Annotated in this window: 16 protein-coding genes; 7 read left to right on the forward strand and 9 right to left on the reverse strand. The window is 68.4% G+C overall.

Annotated elements, in window-relative coordinates; translation table 11 throughout:
- Position 1: 1 nt before the first annotated feature.
- From IU452_RS12960 to IU452_RS12995, 8 genes are all read right to left on the reverse strand, one after another.
- Positions 2-1,015, reverse strand: coding sequence for a ketoacyl-ACP synthase III family protein (locus tag IU452_RS12960; protein WP_195109252.1), 1,014 nt, complete (start codon positions 1,013-1,015; stop codon positions 2-4).
- The gene (locus tag IU452_RS12965) at positions 1,012-2,775 is read right to left on the reverse strand and encodes a prenyltransferase/squalene oxidase repeat-containing protein (RefSeq protein ID WP_195109253.1); all 1,764 of its coding nucleotides are present in this window, start codon (positions 2,773-2,775) and stop codon (positions 1,012-1,014) included. Before IU452_RS12965 ends, IU452_RS12960 begins: the two co-directional genes overlap by 4 nt.
- Complete coding sequence (locus IU452_RS12970; protein ID WP_195109254.1) at positions 2,772-5,294, reverse strand: UbiA family prenyltransferase; 2,523 nt, start codon at positions 5,292-5,294, stop codon at positions 2,772-2,774. The genes IU452_RS12965 and IU452_RS12970 overlap by 4 nt, the downstream gene beginning before the upstream one ends.
- Positions 5,294-6,226 (reverse strand): polyprenyl synthetase family protein, encoded by a 933-nt coding sequence (locus IU452_RS12975; RefSeq protein WP_195109255.1) that lies wholly within the window; start codon positions 6,224-6,226, stop codon positions 5,294-5,296. The genes IU452_RS12970 and IU452_RS12975 overlap by 1 nt, the downstream gene beginning before the upstream one ends.
- Before the next feature lie 312 nt (positions 6,227-6,538).
- A complete protein-coding gene (locus IU452_RS12980) occupies positions 6,539-7,870 on the reverse strand; it encodes a hypothetical protein (protein ID WP_324192583.1) in 1,332 nt (443 codons plus the stop codon).
- The gene (locus IU452_RS12985; protein WP_195109256.1) at positions 7,867-8,247 is read right to left on the reverse strand and encodes a hypothetical protein; all 381 of its coding nucleotides are present in this window, start codon (positions 8,245-8,247) and stop codon (positions 7,867-7,869) included. The genes IU452_RS12980 and IU452_RS12985 overlap by 4 nt, the downstream gene beginning before the upstream one ends.
- The gene (locus tag IU452_RS12990; RefSeq protein ID WP_195109682.1) at positions 8,244-8,417 is read right to left on the reverse strand and encodes a hypothetical protein; all 174 of its coding nucleotides are present in this window, start codon (positions 8,415-8,417) and stop codon (positions 8,244-8,246) included. The genes IU452_RS12985 and IU452_RS12990 overlap by 4 nt, the downstream gene beginning before the upstream one ends.
- Positions 8,414-10,249 (reverse strand): hypothetical protein, encoded by a 1,836-nt coding sequence (locus tag IU452_RS12995; protein WP_195109616.1) that lies wholly within the window; start codon positions 10,247-10,249, stop codon positions 8,414-8,416. Before IU452_RS12995 ends, IU452_RS12990 begins: the two co-directional genes overlap by 4 nt.
- A gap of 175 nt (positions 10,250-10,424) precedes the next feature.
- On the opposite strand from IU452_RS12995, the gene map reads away from it, so the two are divergent.
- From map to IU452_RS13010, 3 genes are all read left to right on the forward strand, one after another.
- The gene (gene map, locus IU452_RS13000) at positions 10,425-11,288 is read left to right on the forward strand and encodes a type I methionyl aminopeptidase (protein WP_195109257.1); all 864 of its coding nucleotides are present in this window, start codon (positions 10,425-10,427) and stop codon (positions 11,286-11,288) included.
- A gap of 128 nt (positions 11,289-11,416) precedes the next feature.
- Positions 11,417-12,922, forward strand: a complete 1,506-nt coding sequence (locus IU452_RS13005; protein ID WP_195109617.1) for a cobyric acid synthase — start codon at positions 11,417-11,419, stop codon at positions 12,920-12,922.
- 151 nt (positions 12,923-13,073) lie between these two features.
- Complete coding sequence (locus IU452_RS13010) at positions 13,074-13,637, forward strand: alpha/beta hydrolase (protein WP_195109258.1); 564 nt, start codon at positions 13,074-13,076, stop codon at positions 13,635-13,637.
- Between the two features lie 13 nt (positions 13,638-13,650).
- On the opposite strand, the gene IU452_RS13015 is transcribed toward IU452_RS13010, so the two are convergent.
- The gene (locus IU452_RS13015) at positions 13,651-14,691 is read right to left on the reverse strand and encodes an alpha/beta hydrolase (RefSeq protein WP_195109259.1); all 1,041 of its coding nucleotides are present in this window, start codon (positions 14,689-14,691) and stop codon (positions 13,651-13,653) included.
- Between the two features lie 191 nt (positions 14,692-14,882).
- On the opposite strand from IU452_RS13015, the gene mqo reads away from it, so the two are divergent.
- The 4 genes from mqo (at position 14,883) to IU452_RS13035 (ending at position 18,178) form a co-directional block, all read left to right on the forward strand.
- On the forward strand, positions 14,883-16,385 hold the full coding sequence (gene mqo, locus IU452_RS13020) for a malate dehydrogenase (quinone) (protein WP_195109260.1): 1,503 nt from the start codon (positions 14,883-14,885) through the stop codon (positions 16,383-16,385).
- Positions 16,386-16,406: 21 nt separating this feature from the next.
- The gene (locus tag IU452_RS13025; RefSeq protein WP_195109261.1) at positions 16,407-16,856 is read left to right on the forward strand and encodes a GNAT family N-acetyltransferase; all 450 of its coding nucleotides are present in this window, start codon (positions 16,407-16,409) and stop codon (positions 16,854-16,856) included.
- A 292-nt stretch (positions 16,857-17,148) separates the two neighbouring features.
- Entirely contained in the window at positions 17,149-17,316 is a 168-nt protein-coding gene (locus tag IU452_RS13030) for a hypothetical protein (protein WP_195109262.1), read from the forward strand.
- A gap of 28 nt (positions 17,317-17,344) precedes the next feature.
- The gene (locus IU452_RS13035; protein WP_324192585.1) at positions 17,345-18,178 is read left to right on the forward strand and encodes an aminoglycoside 6-adenylyltransferase; all 834 of its coding nucleotides are present in this window, start codon (positions 17,345-17,347) and stop codon (positions 18,176-18,178) included.
- Positions 18,179-18,224 lie beyond the last annotated feature (46 nt).

The following is an 18,224-nucleotide window of genomic DNA, read 5'->3' on the forward strand; positions in this document are numbered from 1 at the left end:
GTCACAGGTCCGCCACGATCTCGACCACCGCGGCGGTGATCGTGTATCCGGTGCCGCCGCCGATGAGCAGCACCCGGTCGCCGCGGCGTACCTTGCCGGTGGTCACCAGATGGTGCAGGCCGAGGAACTGGTCACCGGAGCCGATGTGGCCGACCGTCCGGCCGAACTCCCAGGTGGACCGTTCCAGAGGCACCCCGACGAAGCGTTCGAGCTGAATCTGCGTGCGCCACTTCGTGGTCACGGTCGGCACGACGTAGGCCAGTTTGTCGGCGGTCGTCTCGGCGGCTTCGAATGTTCTGCTCACGCAGTCGCGCAACACCTGCTGCAACCGCTGGTAGTGGTCCAGCATCGGGACCGCGGTGGTGTGGAAGCGTTCGCGCATCCGGTCGAAATCGACCGCGGTATCGCTGACGGGACCGAAGGCGCCGCCGCGCGGTTCGGCCTCCAGCGAGTTGTCCGCCATGGTCACCATGGCCGTGATCCGGGCGAAACCCGTTGTGCCGCTGAGTAGGAGCGCGCTGCCTCCGTCGGCGAACATCGATTGGTCACCGTGCCAGCGGCGGATCCACGGGTTGTCGAAGCGGTCACCCGTGGTGAGGAGCACGGCATCGCCCGGTCCGGTGATGAATCGCCGGGCCAGTTCCATCGAGCCCAATCCGCCGTTGCATTCCTGCACCACATCGAAGGACGGCACCTCCGCACCGACGGTGTGCAGGGCGACATGCGGTGCGGCCTGCCAGAAGTGGGCTCCCTGATAGTCGACGTAGGAGTGGATCAGCGCGCGGACCTCCCCCGCGGTGTCCGCGGCCATCGCCAGTGCGTCACGACCGGCAGCGGCGGCCATTTCGGCCGGAAACAGCTGCGGCTCAACGCAGATCGAGGCGATATCGTCGGCCTCGGCGCCGACCGGATCGTAGTGTCCCGCGGCAATCGCCTCCGCCGCGGTCTGCCGGGGCGGGAGGTACGCGCCGACCCCGGCGATGTACAGCCCGGCGTCCTCGGTGGTGATGATCATCGTGTCGATGGCCCTCTCCGATATGCCGCCGCCATGCCGTCCTCGGATTCCCGAATCAGGGCGCGGTAGCGGGCAAGTGCCTGCAGGGCGTAGCCATTGGCGGTGTGGTCGTGGCGGTAGAGCAGTTCGAGGAAGTAGACGCCGACCAGGCTCGGTTCCCACAGGGAGTCGCGGCGGCGGTTGTCGATCAGCCAGTGCGCCCCGGCACGGAGGACCGGATCGTCGGCATTCACACCGACGGCGCACAGGCCGAGCACCGCCATCGCGGTCTCCTCCGTCGTGGACGTGCCGCGCGGAGACAGCGCGTCTCCCCAGCCGCCGTCGTCGTTCTGGTTGCGCCGCAACCAACCCAGTGCCCGGCGCGCCACCGGTGTATCGGACATGCCGGCGTCGCCGAGGGCGCGCAGCACCGAGCCGGTTCCGGTGACCCTGCCCAGGTACCACCGGTTGTCGAAGGCGCCGTCGGGGTGCTGCACCCGCTCGAACCAGCGGTACACCCGTTGCAGCGGGGCGTCGCTCGGGCGGCACATCCCGGTCACGGCCAGCGCCGAGACGGCTTCGGCCGTCATCACCGCGCAGGCACCGTACAGGACCTTCGGCGAACGGGCCTTGCCGACCATCGCGAACGACGGATCCATTGTCGCCAGCCGCCCGACGCGGGTGAAACAGCTCCAGGATCCGTCCGAGTTCTGTTGCCGCAGCAGCCATTCCGCACCCTTGCGGACCCGCGGATCCGACACGCCGCGGCCATCCCCGGCCAGAGCGATCAGCGCGTCACCGGTATTGCCGGTGTTGGGCCAGCCGGACGGCAGCGCCCACGCCCAGCCGTGTGCGGGCGCGCCGGTCCAGATGAACTCCTCCGGGCGCTGGGCGCGGGCGATCCACTCGGTCGCGGCCCGCACGCGGGGGTCGCCACCCAATCCGGCGTGCTGCAGACCCACGCTGATGAAATTGGTGGCGTCCACCTCCAGATCGCGGGTGACCGACCAGGCGCCCTCCGGTTTGATCGTCTCGCGGAAATAGGTCAGCCCCTTCGCCACCATGTCCGGCCGCTGCCGCGCGAGAGTCAGGCCGATGACGACGTTGGCGGTCATCATCGGCGACTCCACGAATCCGACTGCGCCGCGGCCGAATCCGACCAGACCGTCGAGGTAGGTGAGGGCGCCCGGTGTGGCGGCACGGTTGACGGCGCGGCGGATCGGCCCGCCCGCCATCAGTTCGGCGCACATCAGACCCCACGCCATGGCGGTCGGCATCGCGAAGGTCAGTTTGCGGCGCAGCGGGGCGGGCAGCAGCGACAGCTCGATCGGCACGCGAAGCAGGTTCTCCTCGCTCATCACTCCGGCCAGGGCCAGGTAGCGGTGGACGAGCACGGTCAGCGAGCAGCGTTCGACATCCCGGACCGCCTCCGCCCCGCCGAATGCTTCCACCGCTCGCCATCCACGGCGGATCCGATCGGCCGCGCGGTCCGGGGCGATCAAGGCCAATGCCGCCACGCTCAGGGCCGTCCCGTTGAGCGTCGACTCGGTGCCGATGTCATCGCCCCAGCCGCCGTCCGGATTCTGGGTGTCGAGCAGGAAATTCAGGCCGCGCTCGATGAGGTCGGCACATCCCTGCCGGTCGGCCAGGTGCATGGCGATGAGCACGTCGGCGGTGGCCGGGGCGCTCGGCGACAGGCGACCCTCCCAGCTGCCGTCGGGCCGTTGTAACCGCAGCAGTGCGTCGGCGACCTCGGTCAGAGCGGTGTCCACGGACGTCATCGGCCCACCTTCGCTGGTTTTGCGGCCAGCCGGGTCACCCATTCCTCCGCCGTCGGCGGCGGTTGGAGGCGTTTGGTCTGGCTGGCCTGCTTGATCTCGGCGAGTATTGCGCGCGCGGCGGGGTCGTCGAGTTCGATGCCGAGCGCCTCGGCGACCGCTCGAACCGCCGACGTTCCGGAATGCTTACCGAGCACGATGCGGCGCGTGCGGCCGACGACGGCCGGGTCGTACGGCTCGTAGGTCCGCGGGTCCTGTGTGAGACCGTCCAGGTGCAGGCCGCTTTCGTGGGTGAAGGCGTTACCCCCGACCACCGGTTGATACGGGGCAGTGGCGGCGTTGACCAGACCGGAGACGTAGTCCGCGAGCGGCAGCAGGCCCGTCAGGTCCAGGCCCGGATCGACGCCCAAGGAGGCGAACAGGGCCAGCGCCACCTGTTCGAGCGGCGCATTACCGGCGCGTTCGCCGATGCCGAGCACCGAACACTGCACGCCGGAGGCGCCCGCGGCGACCCCGGCGAGGGAATTGGCGGTGGCCAGGCCCAGATCGTTGTGGCAGTGCACCGCGATCGGCAGGGCACAGTCGGCCGCCACGGCCGACACCAGCGCCGCCATCGAGTGCGGATTCGCGATGCCGACGGTGTCGGCGATTCCGAGGGTGTCGACCCCGGCCTGCGCGGCGGCGTCGAAGACGCGCAGCAGCTGGTCCGGTTCGGTGCGGGTGGCGTCCTCGGCCGCGAAGACCACTTGGCGCCCGGCACGTTTGGCGCGGCGGACCGCGTGGTCGACGCGGGTGCACACCTGGTCCAGCGTCAAGCCGAGCTTGGCGGCCAGGTGAATCGGCGAGGTGCCGATGAAGATCGCGATGCTGTGTGCCCCGCTGGCCAAGGCCGCATCGACGTCTCGGTCGAGCGGTCGCGCAATGGCCTGCACCAGTGCGCGGTCGCTCGCCGTGGCCTCGACGTGGGCGACCACCGCGCGCACCGCCTCGGCCTCCTGTTCCGAGACCGCCGGGTAACCGGCCTCGATCAGCGGAATGCCCAGGCGGATCAGGTGATCGGCGATGGTGAGCTTTTCGGCGGGCGTGAAGACGACACCGGGCATCTGTTCGCCGTCGCGGAGGGTGGTGTCGCTGACGACCACCGTGTGGGGCAACTGCGGGGGCGCAGCGGACTCGTTCGGCACCGCGCGCGCGGACGGCCGGGGCGCCGGAGAGTCGTTGGCGCGGCGAAAGTTGTTGAACAACTGGTTGATTCGCACCATGTCCGAGGGCGAGGCCGCGAGACCGAGCCGCCGGGTGAGATAGGCGCGACGCGGATTGCTGGTGCCGAGCAGGAAGATGTCGCGGAATACGTCACCGGTCGTGGTGATCGTCAGCGTGGTGAGGGCGGGAGCTCGGTCCCCGGGATCCGATCGGCGCAGGCGTCCGCCGTCGGCGACGAGCCTGATGTGCAGGTCGGGATCGGACAGGACGATATCGATCACCCGGCTCCATCCGGCCAGGCCGGACATCTCGGGCAGTCGTGCCAGTTGGGTGTCGACGTAGTCCAGCACCTCGGCCGCCGTGATCGGGGTTCGCGGGGAATCGAATTCGTGGCGCGCCCGCAGCAGCCGCTGACTCGTCCAGGTCGCGGCCAGCGCCGCCGCGACGACGATCCAGCTCACCGGCCGGGGCAGCGCCCACACGAACAGCGCGCCCGCCACCAGGATTCGGGCGAAGACGAGGACCGTGTGGGCCCGGTAGGCGGCCGGACGCAGCGTGTCCTCCGGACGGCCGAACAGCGGGGCCACCGCCGAGAACGCGGCGGCGCAGGCGATCACGAGCAGGGCGGTGTAGGCGATCGTGACCGGATGCCCGGTGACCGCCGGTGCGGCGAGTGCGAGACCGTAGGCGATGACGAGCAGCGCCACCGCCGTGCGCTGGGCCGCGAGGGCGCCGACCTGCACGGGATAGGTCAGATAGCCCGCGGCCCGATCGCCCGCGATATCGCGCAGCGCCCCGACGAGATTCGACGCCGCATCGTGGGCCACGAAGATCAGGGCGAGCGGCGCGACCCGCAGCGGTGGCCAGTCGGCCGTCATCATCGTGCCGTACAGGAAGGCGAAGCCGGTGATGCTACCGCGGATCAGATTGCCTGCCAGCCCTCGTGCCTTGAAGACCGTGCTGTAGGCCACGCCGCATGCCATCGCCGCCGCGACCAGCAGCACCGTGCGCCAGTTGACCAGTATCGACAGCGCCGCGCCGAGCGCAGCGAAGCCGAGAAAGCACGCCAGCGCGGTGCGCGGCGACATCCGCCCCGACGGGATCGGCCGGTGCGGTTTGGCCTGCGCGTCCAGATGCCGATCGAAGTAGTCGCCCCCGTACAGACCGGCCAGCCAGCCCAGGGTCGGGATCGCCCAGGCGCAGGCGAGCCGCTTCGGATCGGCCGCGGCGTCGGCCAGTGCGGCACCGGCGAGACCGACGATGCCGACATAGCACGCCGTGTAGGGCCGCGAGGTCTCCAGATGGGCGAACCAACCCATCAGTTCTCCCGCGTGATCGCCGACCGCGCGAAGAACTCCAGCGACTCCCGGGACGGAGTCGGTTCCAGCGCGGCGACCGCCGCCAGCGCCTGGTCGGCGTACCCCCGCGCGGTTTCCGCGGCGCGGTCCAGGGCGCCGGATTCCGCCAGCAGCCCGCGTAGCCGATGGAAGCGCTGCTCCACGGGACCGTCGGCGCGCAGCAGATCATCGATCGTCGTCGCCAGTGCGCCGTTGTCCACAATTCGGCCGAACAGCACGGGAAGCGTCAGGCGACGGTTCGCCACATCGCTGAACTGCGATTTTCCGGTCGTTTGTGAACTGGATATGAACGGCAGTAGATCATCGTGTATCTGAAATGCGAGACCGAGCAGAGTCCCGTACTGTCCGAGTAATTCGACCTCCTCGGTGGTGCCTCCGCCCAGCAGCGCGCCGATGGAACAGGAACCCCGGAACAATGCCGCGGTCTTACCGTCGATCATCGCCAAATAGGAGTCGACGCGCGTGTCGTAGCTCTGCGCTATCTCCTCCTCCATCATCTGCCCGCGGCACAGTTGGACGCCCGCGTCCGCCGCCACGGCCAGGGCGGAGACAATGCGGTCGGACGGCACCGTGCCCGCGCAGCGGGCCAGCGAGCCGAACAGGTAGAAGATGAGTGCGTCGCCGCCGACGATCGCGCGGTCGCGGCCGAAAACGTTAGGGGTCGAAGGCCGCCCGCGCCGGACGTCGTCGCCGTCGATGATGTCGTCGTGGACCAGGCTGGCGACGTGGGCGCCCTCGGTTCCGGCGGCCGCGGGGAGGACCGCGTGGACATCCGAACCCACGGCGCCGGCGCTCTCGATCAGCAGAATGGGGCGAAAGAGTTTTCCCGGTGCGTTGAGGGAATAGCTGCATACGTCGTGCAAAGTGTTGCCGGCGGGCCAGTCGTCGATCATTTGTTTCCGGACCGACTGCGCGAGAGTGTCGATTCTGTTCAGTACACGGTGCCGCGAGGAATCGGGCCGATACGAAATTCCGGCAACCGGGGATTGCATTTCTGTCATCCAGCTGTCCTCGCCGATGATTACTCAACTGCCGACTATTGTGGCTGGCAAACTCGCAGTAATGTTTACATGTGGAAGTAACCCGGTCAAACCGATGTGAGCGTAATCACCGGCGCCGATAATTGGCCGAGCCAAATTGTCCGGAAGGGGTGAATTGGCGCGATACCGGGCTCGACGGGATCCGGGCGCCACCTGCTGTCGCGGCTAGGACTCGAAGAGCAGATACAGTCCGGTGAAAGTGAATCCGACCATCGCCAGCACGAGCGTCAGCTGTCCGGTGAGGCGGTGGGCGGGCGGGAACAACCGCAGGCTGCGATCGTGGGCCGCGGTCACCCCGAGGATGTGCCCGGTGAGGACCGCGAGCACCTTGATGCCGCCGAGCAGCGCCGGGTGGGTCGACAGCACGTAGTGCACCTGCAGGTCGGTCAGCCCGCACAGTTTCAGCGTCGCCTGCCCCTTCTCGACCAGGAACGTCAGATAGTGCGCGATCACATAGCCCGCGACGATCGGGGTGAGGCTGTGGGCCAGCCGTTGCGGCAGCAGGGCTCGTTCGCTGGGCTGGAGTCCGCCTACCGCGCGGGCCGCGGTGCGAAAGATGATGAAGACGGCCGCGATGAACGCGAGCAGCCCCGCGGTGCGGACAACCGTCGCGAGCGGAGCGGAGCCACCGCCGAACTGGTCGACCGCGTTCCGCCATGCGGGAAAGGTCGAGAAGCTGTCGAAGGCGGTCGATCCGAGCAGGGTGCAGGCGACAGCCGCCGATCCGGCCACCGCGGGCGTGCTCGAAAGATTGGTCAGCGGTGTGCGCAGGGTGAATCCACCACGCCGGTCGCGGGCGAGCGGGCCGAGCCGCGCCAGCAGGCTGCTGTACACCTCCAAGGGGTCGGCGCGTTCGGCCCAGATCGGGCCGAACAGGAACAGCCCGCAGGTCGTGACGGCCAGGTAGGCCACCACCCAAACCGCTACGGCAGCAACCGAACCCGGCTCCGGCGAGGCGAGTTCCAGCCAGACGAACGAAAACAGGCCCAGCACCGCGGGCCGCAGTCCCCACGAATCCGGATAGCGCAGTGGCGCCCGGTCCACCGGCCGCCGCAGCAGTCGGCAGAGGACACCGTGCAGCGCCCGCGGGGGAGACAGCAGCTTCCACACCGGTCCGAACACCAGGGATGCGACCATCGCCCCGACCCACACGAAGATGTACACGATGCCCGGCACCGGATTTCGCGCCGAATCGGTGGGGCCGAACCACGCGGTCAGCAGTACGGCAACAGTCAGGGCCAGGCTCGCCGAGGCCAGTACCGCCCGCGTTGCGCGCGCGTCGATCAGGCGTCGGATCCGGTCCGGCAGTGGGCGGCCGGGCGCATCCGGATCCAGACGCGGTGTACGCCAAGCGAAGAACAGGAGGACGACCGAGAAGGTGAGCGCCCACGAGGCGCCGATCAGGGCGTAGGACAGCGGGATCGGCAGATCCGCGGCACCGCCGAGACCGTGTGCGAGGACAGCCTCGGTCAATGGTTCGCTCGCAAGCTCGCTCACGGGCGCACGAGCAGGGTCGTGACGGTGCGGTGCGTGCGATGGAGTTCGATCTCGACCCGGCCGGGGACCTGCACGGTGAACTCGAAGCGCTGATCCGGTGCGGCCGAGACCGCGAATGTGTGCTCAGGAGTGGCGTGGACGTGCAACTCATCCTCGCTGTCGCTACTCACCAGCAGCACAACGGGCTGCCCCACCTTCGCCTCGTCCTGCGCATTGGCCGGTGTTACCGAACCGTCGGCGATCCGCACCCGGATGGTCACCGTCTCCGCCGTTGCGGATGCGGTGCCCGCGGATTCGCCTGTGCGCGTGGGCTCTTCGGCTCCACAGCCGAGAACCGCGGTGCCGACGATCAGCAGCAGCGCACACCAACTTCTCATCGTTCCTCCTTCGCGGTGGGTTGCTCCTGTCTGTCGGAGCGCTCGGCGCGGCGATCCCGCATGGCGATGAACAGTACGATGCCGACCACCGCGACGGCCGGTGCGAAGGCGGGCACGGCCAGCAGCAGCGAGTGGTCGGCCAGCACCGTCACGCGTTCGGCCGCGATCACTGGGTCACCACGGGGTCGGGAGCGACGGCCCCGGCCTTCAGATAACGGTCGTTGATCCGGCCCGCGCCCCACGCCAGCGCACCGATCAGCGCCAGGCTGCAGGCCAGCACGACCAGCGAGGCCGCGCCGAACAGCCAGGCGGGGTGGTCGAAGGAGCGTTCGCGCTGCAGGACGGTGATCTCGGCGACGAACGGCCGGGTGAACGAATTCGGGGCGGGCACGTCCGCGGCGCCGATGCCGCGGTCATGGGGCATATAGATCGGCAGCGCGGTCAGCATGCGGCCGTCGTGCACGCGCAGCACCGTCTTCCAGGTGCCGTATGCCGGTACGGGTTTCGTGGAGACGAAGTGATCGTCGCCGACGCGGTCGAGCCGGTCGACGACCAGGCCGCGACCCGGGCTGTCGGTGCCTACGCCGCCCTGCCACGCCAGGATCTGCACCCACTCGGGGTCGCCGCCGATCAGGTCGGCGGGCTCGACGCGCACGTCGGCGGTCACCATCCGGTCCCCGTTCGTGGTCGGGGAGTCGGCCAGAGTCACTGTCGCGCTTGCCTGCTCGGGCGTCCGGATGATCAGGCCGTTGGTCGTCGCGGCGGCGGCCACCACGACGGCGGCCACGACGAGGCCGCGGCGTATTGCCGGGCGCGGCAATGGTTCTGCGCGCATCACCAGGCCCAGCAGGGCGCCCACCATGCCGCCCGCGACACCCGTCGGCACCGCCATGGCCAGCATCTCCGGCCACATCGACGACGGCCACGGGTTGACGAACATCGCGCTCACCCACAGCGATTCGAGCCACATGCCGACGGTGGCGATCGCGAATCCCGCCACCGCACCCCAGACGATCCGCCGCCGCAGCAGCGGGAGCAGCGCCAGCAGCTCCACGATCACGGCGGCGCCCAGATACAGCGGGAAGACAGTGCGCGGCGCGTCGATGACGGGGCCGCCGACGAGGAAGGCCACCACGAGACGGACGAAGGCCGCGAAGGCGACCACCACGAGGGTGCTGAACGGGCCCAAGGCGATTCGGGCCGCGACCAGAGCGATCGACGCCGCGATGACCAGCAGCATCGGCTGCAGGACGAGCCGGAACTGCTGCACCCCGAAGTCGTATTCGACGGGGAAGACCGACAATCCGATCAGCAGCCCGCCGTAGGCGAAGGCGCGCAGCATCCACATCAGTCGCCCGTCGGAGCTCTCGGGTTCGGGCCTGCTGTTGCGGCCTTCGAACTCCAGCAGCAGCACGCCGACCAGGGACAGCCCCGCGCCGCCGATGAGCATCAGGTGGGTGGGGCCCCACAGGGTGACGTCCTGTCCGAACAGCCGATGCCAGACGTCGTCGAGCGGGAATCCGATGAGCGCGTAGAACCCGGCGCCCGCGAGCAGAATCCCGCCGACCGGCGCGTACCAGGTGCGGGTGATGCGCACCGCCGCCGGGCCCGGTTTCTCGTCCAGCGGCAGGACCATCGCCGTCAGGCCCGCGGTGAACAGGAAGAACAGCCCGGCGAGGATGAAGTAGTGCGCCGGATTGGCGAGCGGGCCCGGATCCCGGCCCTTGCCGATGTGCAGGCTCACGTCCCAGATGAAGCCGAGCAGGGCGGTCAGGATCGTGGCCAGGAACAGCGCGATCGGCAGGGCGACCCAGCCCGGACGGTTGAAGCGGCGGCCGAGCCGGTCGGCCAGCGCCCCGAGCCAGCTGATGCGCCGGGTGCGATGCAGATATCCCACCCACAGCAGGACCAGTGCGACCACGCCGGCCGAACCGGTCAGGATCACGACCTGCTCTAGTTCAGCGCCCCCGCCCTCGGGGCCGCGTTGGGCGAGCCCACTCATTGCCTGGTAGATCGTGCTGGGCACGGCGAACCTCCGGTTGTCACCTTCATCTCGGTCATCTCGGCGGTGTTCCAGTGCACACCTGTTCGCTGAATTACCCGGCGGGGCCGGAGTATGTATCGATCTCGGGGATCGGCCACGAGTTTCTTCGCCGGGTCCGGATAGTCTTGGTGGCATGTCTGTCCGCACCCGCAAACCGCTCGTTCCCGGAACCCTCTCGCCGACCCGCGAGGTGCCGCGCTCGATCGAGCGTCCGGAGTACGCGTGGAAGAAGACCGTCAACGAGGGCCGTGAACCCTGGGTGCAGACGCCGGAGACGATCGAGAAGATGCGCTTGGCGGGCAAGATTGCCGCGCAGGCGCTCGAGGAGGCGGGTAAGGCCGTCGCGCCGGGCGTCACCACCGACGAACTGGACCGCATCGTGCACGAGTTCCTCTGCGATCACGGCGCGTACCCGTCGACGCTGGGCTACAAGGGCTTTCCGAAGTCCTGCTGCACCTCGCTGAACGAGGTGATCTGCCACGGCATCCCGGATTCGACGGTGATCGAGGACGGCGACATCGTCAACATCGACGTCACCGCCTACATCAACGGCGTGCACGGCGACACCAATGCCACCTTCCTCGCCGGTGACGTGGACGAGGAGGCCCGGCTGCTGGTGGAGCGCACGAGGGAAGCGACCATGCGGGCCATCAAGGCGGTGCGGCCCGGCCGCGCGCTGAATGTGATCGGGCGCGTCATCGAGGCCTACGCCAACCGCTTCGGCTACGGCGTGGTGCGCGACTTCACCGGCCACGGCGTCGGCCCCACCTTCCACAGCGGCCTGGTGATCCTGCACTACGACCAGCCCGCCATCGACACCGTCATCGAGCCGGGCATGACCTTCACCATCGAGCCGATGATCAACCTGGGCGGCATCGACTACGAGATCTGGGACGACGGCTGGACCGTGGTCACCAAGGACCGCAAGTGGACCGCCCAGTTCGAACACACCCTGGTAGTAACCGACGACGGCGCCGAAATCCTCACCCTCCCGTGACCGAAAGATTGGAAGCGGGCCCCCTTTCTTCCACGGAGGCGGGCCTCCTTTCCTCCACGGAGGCGGGTCCCCTTTCTTCCACGGAGGCGGGCTTCCTTTCATTCCCCGAGCCGAAGGCGAGGGGTGCTCTGCTCGTCGCAGGGACGACCTCCGATGCGGGGAAAAGTGTTGTCGTGGCGGGTATCTGCCGAATGCTCGCTCGGCGGGGGGTGCGGGTGGCGCCGTTCAAGGCGCAGAACATGTCGAACAACTCGGTGGTCACGCTCGATGGGGGAGAGATCGGGCGGGCGCAGGCGTTGCAGGCGCGTGCGTGCGGGCTGGAGCCGAGCGTGCGGTTCAACCCGATCCTGTTGAAGCCGGGCAGTGATCGGCGTTCGCAGCTGGTGGTGCGGGGGCAGGCCGTGGATACGGTCGGGGCCAAGGATTACTTCCGGCACCGGCAGCAGCTGCGGCAGGTGGTGACCGATGAATTGGCCTCGCTGCGAGATGAATTCGATGTGGTGATCTGCGAGGGCGCGGGATCGCCCGCCGAGATCAACCTGCGTGCCACCGATTTGGCGAATATGGGACTGGCGCGGGTCGCGGATCTGCCGGTGCTGCTCGTCGGCGATATCGACCGGGGCGGCGTGCTCGCGCATCTGTTCGGCACGGTGGCGATCCTGGAACCCGAAGACCAGCAACTGATCTGCGGCTTCATCATCAACAAATTCCGGGGCGATGTGGATCTGCTGCGTCCGGGGCTGGACCGGCTGGCCGCGCTCACGGGCCGACCGACGCTCGGCGTGCTGCCCTACGCCGAGGAGCTGTGGATCGATGCCGAGGATTCGCTCGGGACGGTGACCGATGCCCCGGTCGGCCGTCCGCAGCCGCCGCTCGGCTCGCAGTGGTTGACGGTGGCGGCGGTGCGCCTGCCGCGCATCTCCAACTCCACCGACGTGGAGGCATTGGCCTGTGAGCCGGGTGTGGCCGTGCGCTGGGTGAGCGATCCGTCCCGGCTCGCCGATGCCGATCTCGTCGTCCTGCCCGGCACCAAGGCGACCGTCAGCGATCTGGAATGGCTGCGCCGCAGCGGAATTGCCGAGGCGCTGACCGCCCGTGCCGCGGCGGGCCGCCCGATTCTCGGTATCTGCGGCGGCTACCAGATGCTCGGCCGCCGCATCATCGATCCCGTGGAATCCGGTGCCGGTGAGGTCCCCGGACTGGGCCTGCTCGATCTGGAGATCGAGTTCGCGGACCCGAAAGTCTTGCGTCGCAGCACGGGTCGGGCCGGCCGAACTCCGGTGCACGGCTATGAAATTCACCACGGCCGTGTCCGGCGCAGCGGTGACCCGGCCTGGCTGGAACTCGACGGCGGAGGCTCCGAAGGCAATGTGCGCGAGGCCGTTTGGGGCACCCACCTGCACGGTCTGCTGGAATCCGACGAGTTCCGCCGCGATTGGCTGCGCGAGGTCGCAGAAGCGGCCGGACGCACCGGATTCGCCGTCGCCGACGACGTGTCCGTCGCGGCCGTCCGCGCGGCTCAGCTGGACCTGCTGGCCGACCTCATCGAGAAACATCTCGACCTCGACCATCTCGAGCACCTCATCGGCACGGGCGCACCCCCGGGTCTCCCCGTTCTCACCGTGCAATCTTGACCCGCACGGTGCCCCGGAGGGCCTACGTGACGGATTCGACCTGTGATATCGGACAAGCCGAGACCCGGCACTGCGCGCAGGCAATCACAGGCTCGAATGGTGCTCAGCGACACGCGGTCCGGCGCGCCGTCGCGGTGTAGCGTGGGGCGGCATGGAAAACCGGCGTATCGCGGTAGGAGACCGCGCCTGGACCGTGCGAGTCAGCGGCCCGCAGTCTCGCCACACGGTGCTGCTGCTGCCCGATGCGGGTGACCCGCCCGACGTCTACGACGAGGTGTGCACCCGGCTGCACACCTCGGATCTGCGCACGATCGCGATAGAAGACATCGACGGCCTGGACATCCAGGCGGTCTACGCCCTCCTCGACGACCTCGGCGTCCCCTGGGCGCACCTGGTCGGCTGCGGTGCGGGCGCCACCCTGGCCTGGCAGCTGGGCGGGCGAGGATTCGGCCGATTCATCGGGCTGGTCGCCGCCGGTCGCGGCCATCCCGCCGCACCTGCGGCCGACGGGACCATCGCCGATCCGACCTGCCCGGCGGTGGAGCTGCCGACCACGGTCGTGGCCACCAAACAACTGCCCTGGTCGGTCGCCGAGGCCTCCGGCCGATTCGTCTTCGGCGAATTCCGGGTGGCCCAGGCCGACGTCACCGATCCGGCCACCGAGGCCGCCCACGAACTGGCCACCGAGATCGTCCTGCGCAGCGGCCTGTGGTGAGCCCCCCTCGGTACTAGCCCTCCGTCGGGCCCTCCTTGGCCCGGAACACGGCCAGCCAGTCCAGCCACGCGTCGAGCTCCTCGAACGCCTTGGCCCGGACCGAGGGCGAGGACAGGAAGACGTCGTGGCGGGCGCCCTCGAGCGGCACGATCGAGGTCCGATCGCCCAGGCACCCCGACCAGCGCTGAATCTGGCGCACATCGAGCACCACATCCGACACGTCCGCGGCCGGGCCGTACCGGCGCATGAACTTGGTCACCTTCGAACGCAGGATCAGCGACGGCACCCCGACCTCGAGACCGCGCTGCAACTGGGCGTGTCCCTGCCGGATCGCCCGCAACCAGCCGAAATGCACCGGGAAACCGGTCAGCGGCTTCCAGTCCAGGTTGTAGTCCCACTCGCCCGAGACGGTGTGGTGCAGGCTGGAGCCGTAGGTGCTGATCTCCGCGCCCGGCAACCTGCTCATCGCGCGCAGTTTGCCCAGGCTGTTGATGACGGCCGTGCCGACCGTCCGGTAGTAGGACGGGCCCTGCAGATCGAACCACGGGCTGTTCAGCACCAGACCCGTGATCTCATGGGCCGCAACGCCTTCGGACCGATTGAGCCGGTCCAGCCACAGCGAGCTCACCAGCCCGCCGGTGGAATGACCCATCACCAGCACCGGCAGGCCGGTCTCCTCGCGCACGATCCGCAGCGCCCGATTCAGCTCCGTGTCGTAGAGGGCCAGATCGGTCACGAAGTGGGCGGTCTGCCCCGGGCGCCGCGACCGGCCGCATTTGCGCAGATCGATCGCGTAGAAGCGGTGACCGCGGGCGGCCATGTGCTCGGCCAGATGTTTCTGGAAGAAGTAATCGGTGAATCCGTGCAGGTACAGCACGGCACTGGTGGCCGTGGCGTCGGTATCGGCGAGGTAGCGGACCAGCGTGGCCTCGACGGTGCCCTCGCCGTCGGGATCGGCGCCCAGCGGGATGGTCCGCTGCTCGTATCCCGCGCCCAGCACATCGGGCTGCCAGGTGTCGGTCTGTACGGGCGCAACCGGCGTCTCGTTCGTCACAGCTCCACGATATTCGACCCGCTCAGTGCCGGCAGCCCGGAGCCAAGTCGGTCACATCCGGTGTTGTGGTCTTCGGAAACGGGCATGGTGAGGGGCAGAATTAGGTTGAAGTGAACGGCGGGTAACCTTCCCGCTGAAGTTGCTGACCCGCGCAGGACAAGGAAGTCGAACTACCCGTGCCGAACGCTGCGATGACTGAAAAGACCGATGTAGTCCTCATCGGTGCCGGCATCATGAGTGCCACCCTCGGCGCCCTGCTTCGGCAGGTGCAGCCGAACTGGTCGATCACCATGTTCGAGCGCATGGACGCGGCCGCCCCGGAGAGCAGCGACCCGTGGAACAACGCCGGCACCGGCCACTCCGCGCTGTGCGAGCTGAACTACACCCCGCAGAACGCCGACGGTTCGGTCGACATCTCCAAGGCGATCGATATCAACGAGCGCTTCCAGGTGTCGCGGCAGTTCTGGGCGTACGGGGTGGAGAACGGGGTGCTGGGCAACCCGTCGGAGTTCATCAACCCGATCCCGCACGTCAGCTTCGTCCACGGCGCGGACAACGTCGACTACCTGCGCAAGCGTTATGAGGCGCTGGTCCGGCATCCGCTGTTCGACACCATGGAGTACATCGACAGCCCCGCCGAATTCGGCCGCCGCCTGCCGCTGATGGCCAAGGGCCGCGACTTCTCCGATCCGGTCGCGCTGAACTGGACCGACAGCGGCACCGACATCGACTTCGGCTCGCTGACCAAGCAGCTGCTGGCCTACCTGGGACGGTCGGGGGTGTCCATCGCCTTCGGCAACGAGGTGCGCAACCTCGACAAGCAGTCCGACGGCAGCTGGAACGTCAAGGTACGCAACACCCGCACCCGTGAAATCCGCACGGTGAACGCGAAATTCGTCTTCGTCGGCGCGGGCGGCTATGCGCTGCCGCTGCTGCAGAAGTCCGGCATCGAGGAGATGACCGGTATCGGTGGCTTCCCGGTCAGCGGTCTGTTCCTCCGCTGCACCAATCCGGAGCTGATCCATCAGCACGAGGCCAAGGTGTACGGCAAGGCCGCGGTCGGCGCGCCCCCGATGTCGGTGCCGCACTTGGACACTCGCGTCATCAACGGCAACCGGGGCCTGCTGTTCGGGCCCTACGCGGGCTGGACGCCGAAGTTCCTCAAGGACGGCAAGAACTCCGATCTGTTCAAGTCGGTCAAGCCGAACAATGTCTTCTCGATGATCGGCGTCGGGCTCACCGAGATGAGCCTGACCAAGTACCTCATCTCCGAGTTGCTGAAGTCGCAGAGCGGCCGGGTGGTTGCGTTGGAGGAGTTCATTCCGCGCGCCGACGGCCGCGACTGGGAGCTGATCACCGCCGGGCAGCGCGTGCAGGTCATCCGGCGCAAGGGCGCCGGGGGTGTGCTCGAGTTCGGCACCGCGGTGATCGCCGCCGGCGACGGCTCGATCGCCGGTCTGCTGGGCGCCTCGCCGGGCGCGTCGACCTGTGTCAGCGCCATGCTGGACGTGCTGCAGAAGTGCTTCCCCGGTGAATTCACCGGCTGGATGCCGAAGCTGAAGGAAATGGTCCCGTCGCTGGGTGTGAAACTGTCGGAGAATCAGGCGCTGTTCCACGAGGTGTGGGACTGGTCCACCAAGACGCTGCGGCTGACCGACAACACGCCGAAGTTGGCGGGGGTCGCGCAGAACTGATCTATGTGATAGCAAGACGCGATGATGTCAACGGTTGCACTCAAAAGGTCGTGGGCCGCGGATCTGGACACCGCGACTCTCTACAAGCTGTTGAAACTGCGCGTCGCGGTCTTCGTCGTCGAGCAGAAATGCGCGTATCCGGAATTGGACGGATTGGATCTGCTGCCGGAGACCCGGCACTTCTGGCTCGACGACGAGGGTGAGGTCATCTGCACCCTGCGCCTGCTCGAGGAGCACAACGACGGGGTGAAGTCGTTCCGCATCGGCCGGTTGTGTACCGCCCAGGAGGCCCGTGGGCACGGGTACACAACCCGCCTCCTCCAGGCCGCCCTCGCCGAAACCGGTTCGGCCACCGTCCGTTTGAACGCTCAGACCTACCTGGTCGACATGTACACCAAGCACGGCTTCAAGCCCGACGGCGAGGAGTACATCGAAGACGGCATCCCGCACATCCCGATGCGCCGCGGCTGATCCCGGCGAAAAGCGCGCCGGGATGACGAGTGTCGGCGGCGCGCCAGGATGACGAGTGTCGGCACGCCGGGATCTTCGTCGCGGGACCGGGTTTCCCCCAGCCGTCACGCCGGTGAAGGTCCCGGTTGCGGTCGGTCGTTCGATCTCGTCGACGATCGCCCGCGCGAAATCCGGGTAGGCGATGCGCAATTCGGCGTCCGCCGGGGCCCTACTCCGAACTGCGAATTCCCTTGGCCCGCATCACTCCCAAGGTCATGACCCAGTCCCTGCGCACCCTGGTGCGGATGGCGTGGTGGCTCGCACCGTCGAGGGCCGCCACGTCACCTATGAGCTGACCGCGCTGGGCTACAGCCTGCTCGAACCGGTGCGCACCATGTGCGCCTGGGCCGAGGAGCATTGGGACGAACTGGTCGATGCCTACGACCCCGACGACGGGGTGGAGGTCCGCGCCGGGGCCTGACGTGCGGCGGGCCGCTAATGTGGCGGCAGTGAGCAACAACGATGAGCAGTTCGTTGCCGGACTGATCGAGTGGGCGGGGGAGCGGGACGAAATTCGGGCGGTGCTGCGCACCGGGTCGCGGGCGCGAGGGGACGGTAGCACCGACGCGCTGTCGGACCACGACATCGAGCTGTACACCACCGATCTCGACCGATACACCGAATCGGACGCGTGGGTGCGTGAACTCGGTGCGGTGGCGGTGAACATCGAACTCGAGGGGCCCTACGACAATCCCGCGCATCTGGTCTTCTTCGCCGACGGGACCAAGGCCGACTTCCAGGTGGTGCCGGTGGACATGCTGGCGGAACTGGCGGCGGGCCTGGACGACCTGCACGAGCGCGGCTACCAGGTGCTGTTCGACCGGGACGGGGTCACCGCCGGGCTGCCCGCACCCTCGGGGGCCGCGCCGGAGGTGGAGCTGCCCGACGAGGACGAATTCCGGGCGCACTGCGCGGAGTTCTGGTTCGAGATCGCGCATCTGCCACGGTATCTGGCGCGGGGCGAGCTGTGGGTGGTGAAGGCCCGCGATTGGGAGACCAAGGAACTGCTGCTCACCGCGATCGAATGGCATGCGCGGGCGCACTACGGGCCGGGGCACGATGTCTGGCACAACGGGACCAGGATGAGCGAATGGGCGGCGCCCGGCGTGTGGGATCGGGTCGAGGCGATGTTCGCCATCGGTGACTCGCTGCGGCAGGCACAGACGGCTGCCGACCTGTTCGCCGATCTGACCCAGGACATCGCCACCGCATCCGGATTCGCGTATCCAAAGGAGTTCGAGCAGGCTATCCGGCCGTCGCTCGACCGGTTGCCGAATCGCTGACCCGACCCGGCGGCATCACTGACCCGACCCGTGAGCATCGCTGACC

The organism is Nocardia transvalensis (genome assembly GCF_015477765.1).
Taxonomy (GTDB): Bacteria; Actinomycetota; Actinomycetes; order Mycobacteriales; family Mycobacteriaceae; genus Nocardia; species Nocardia transvalensis_A.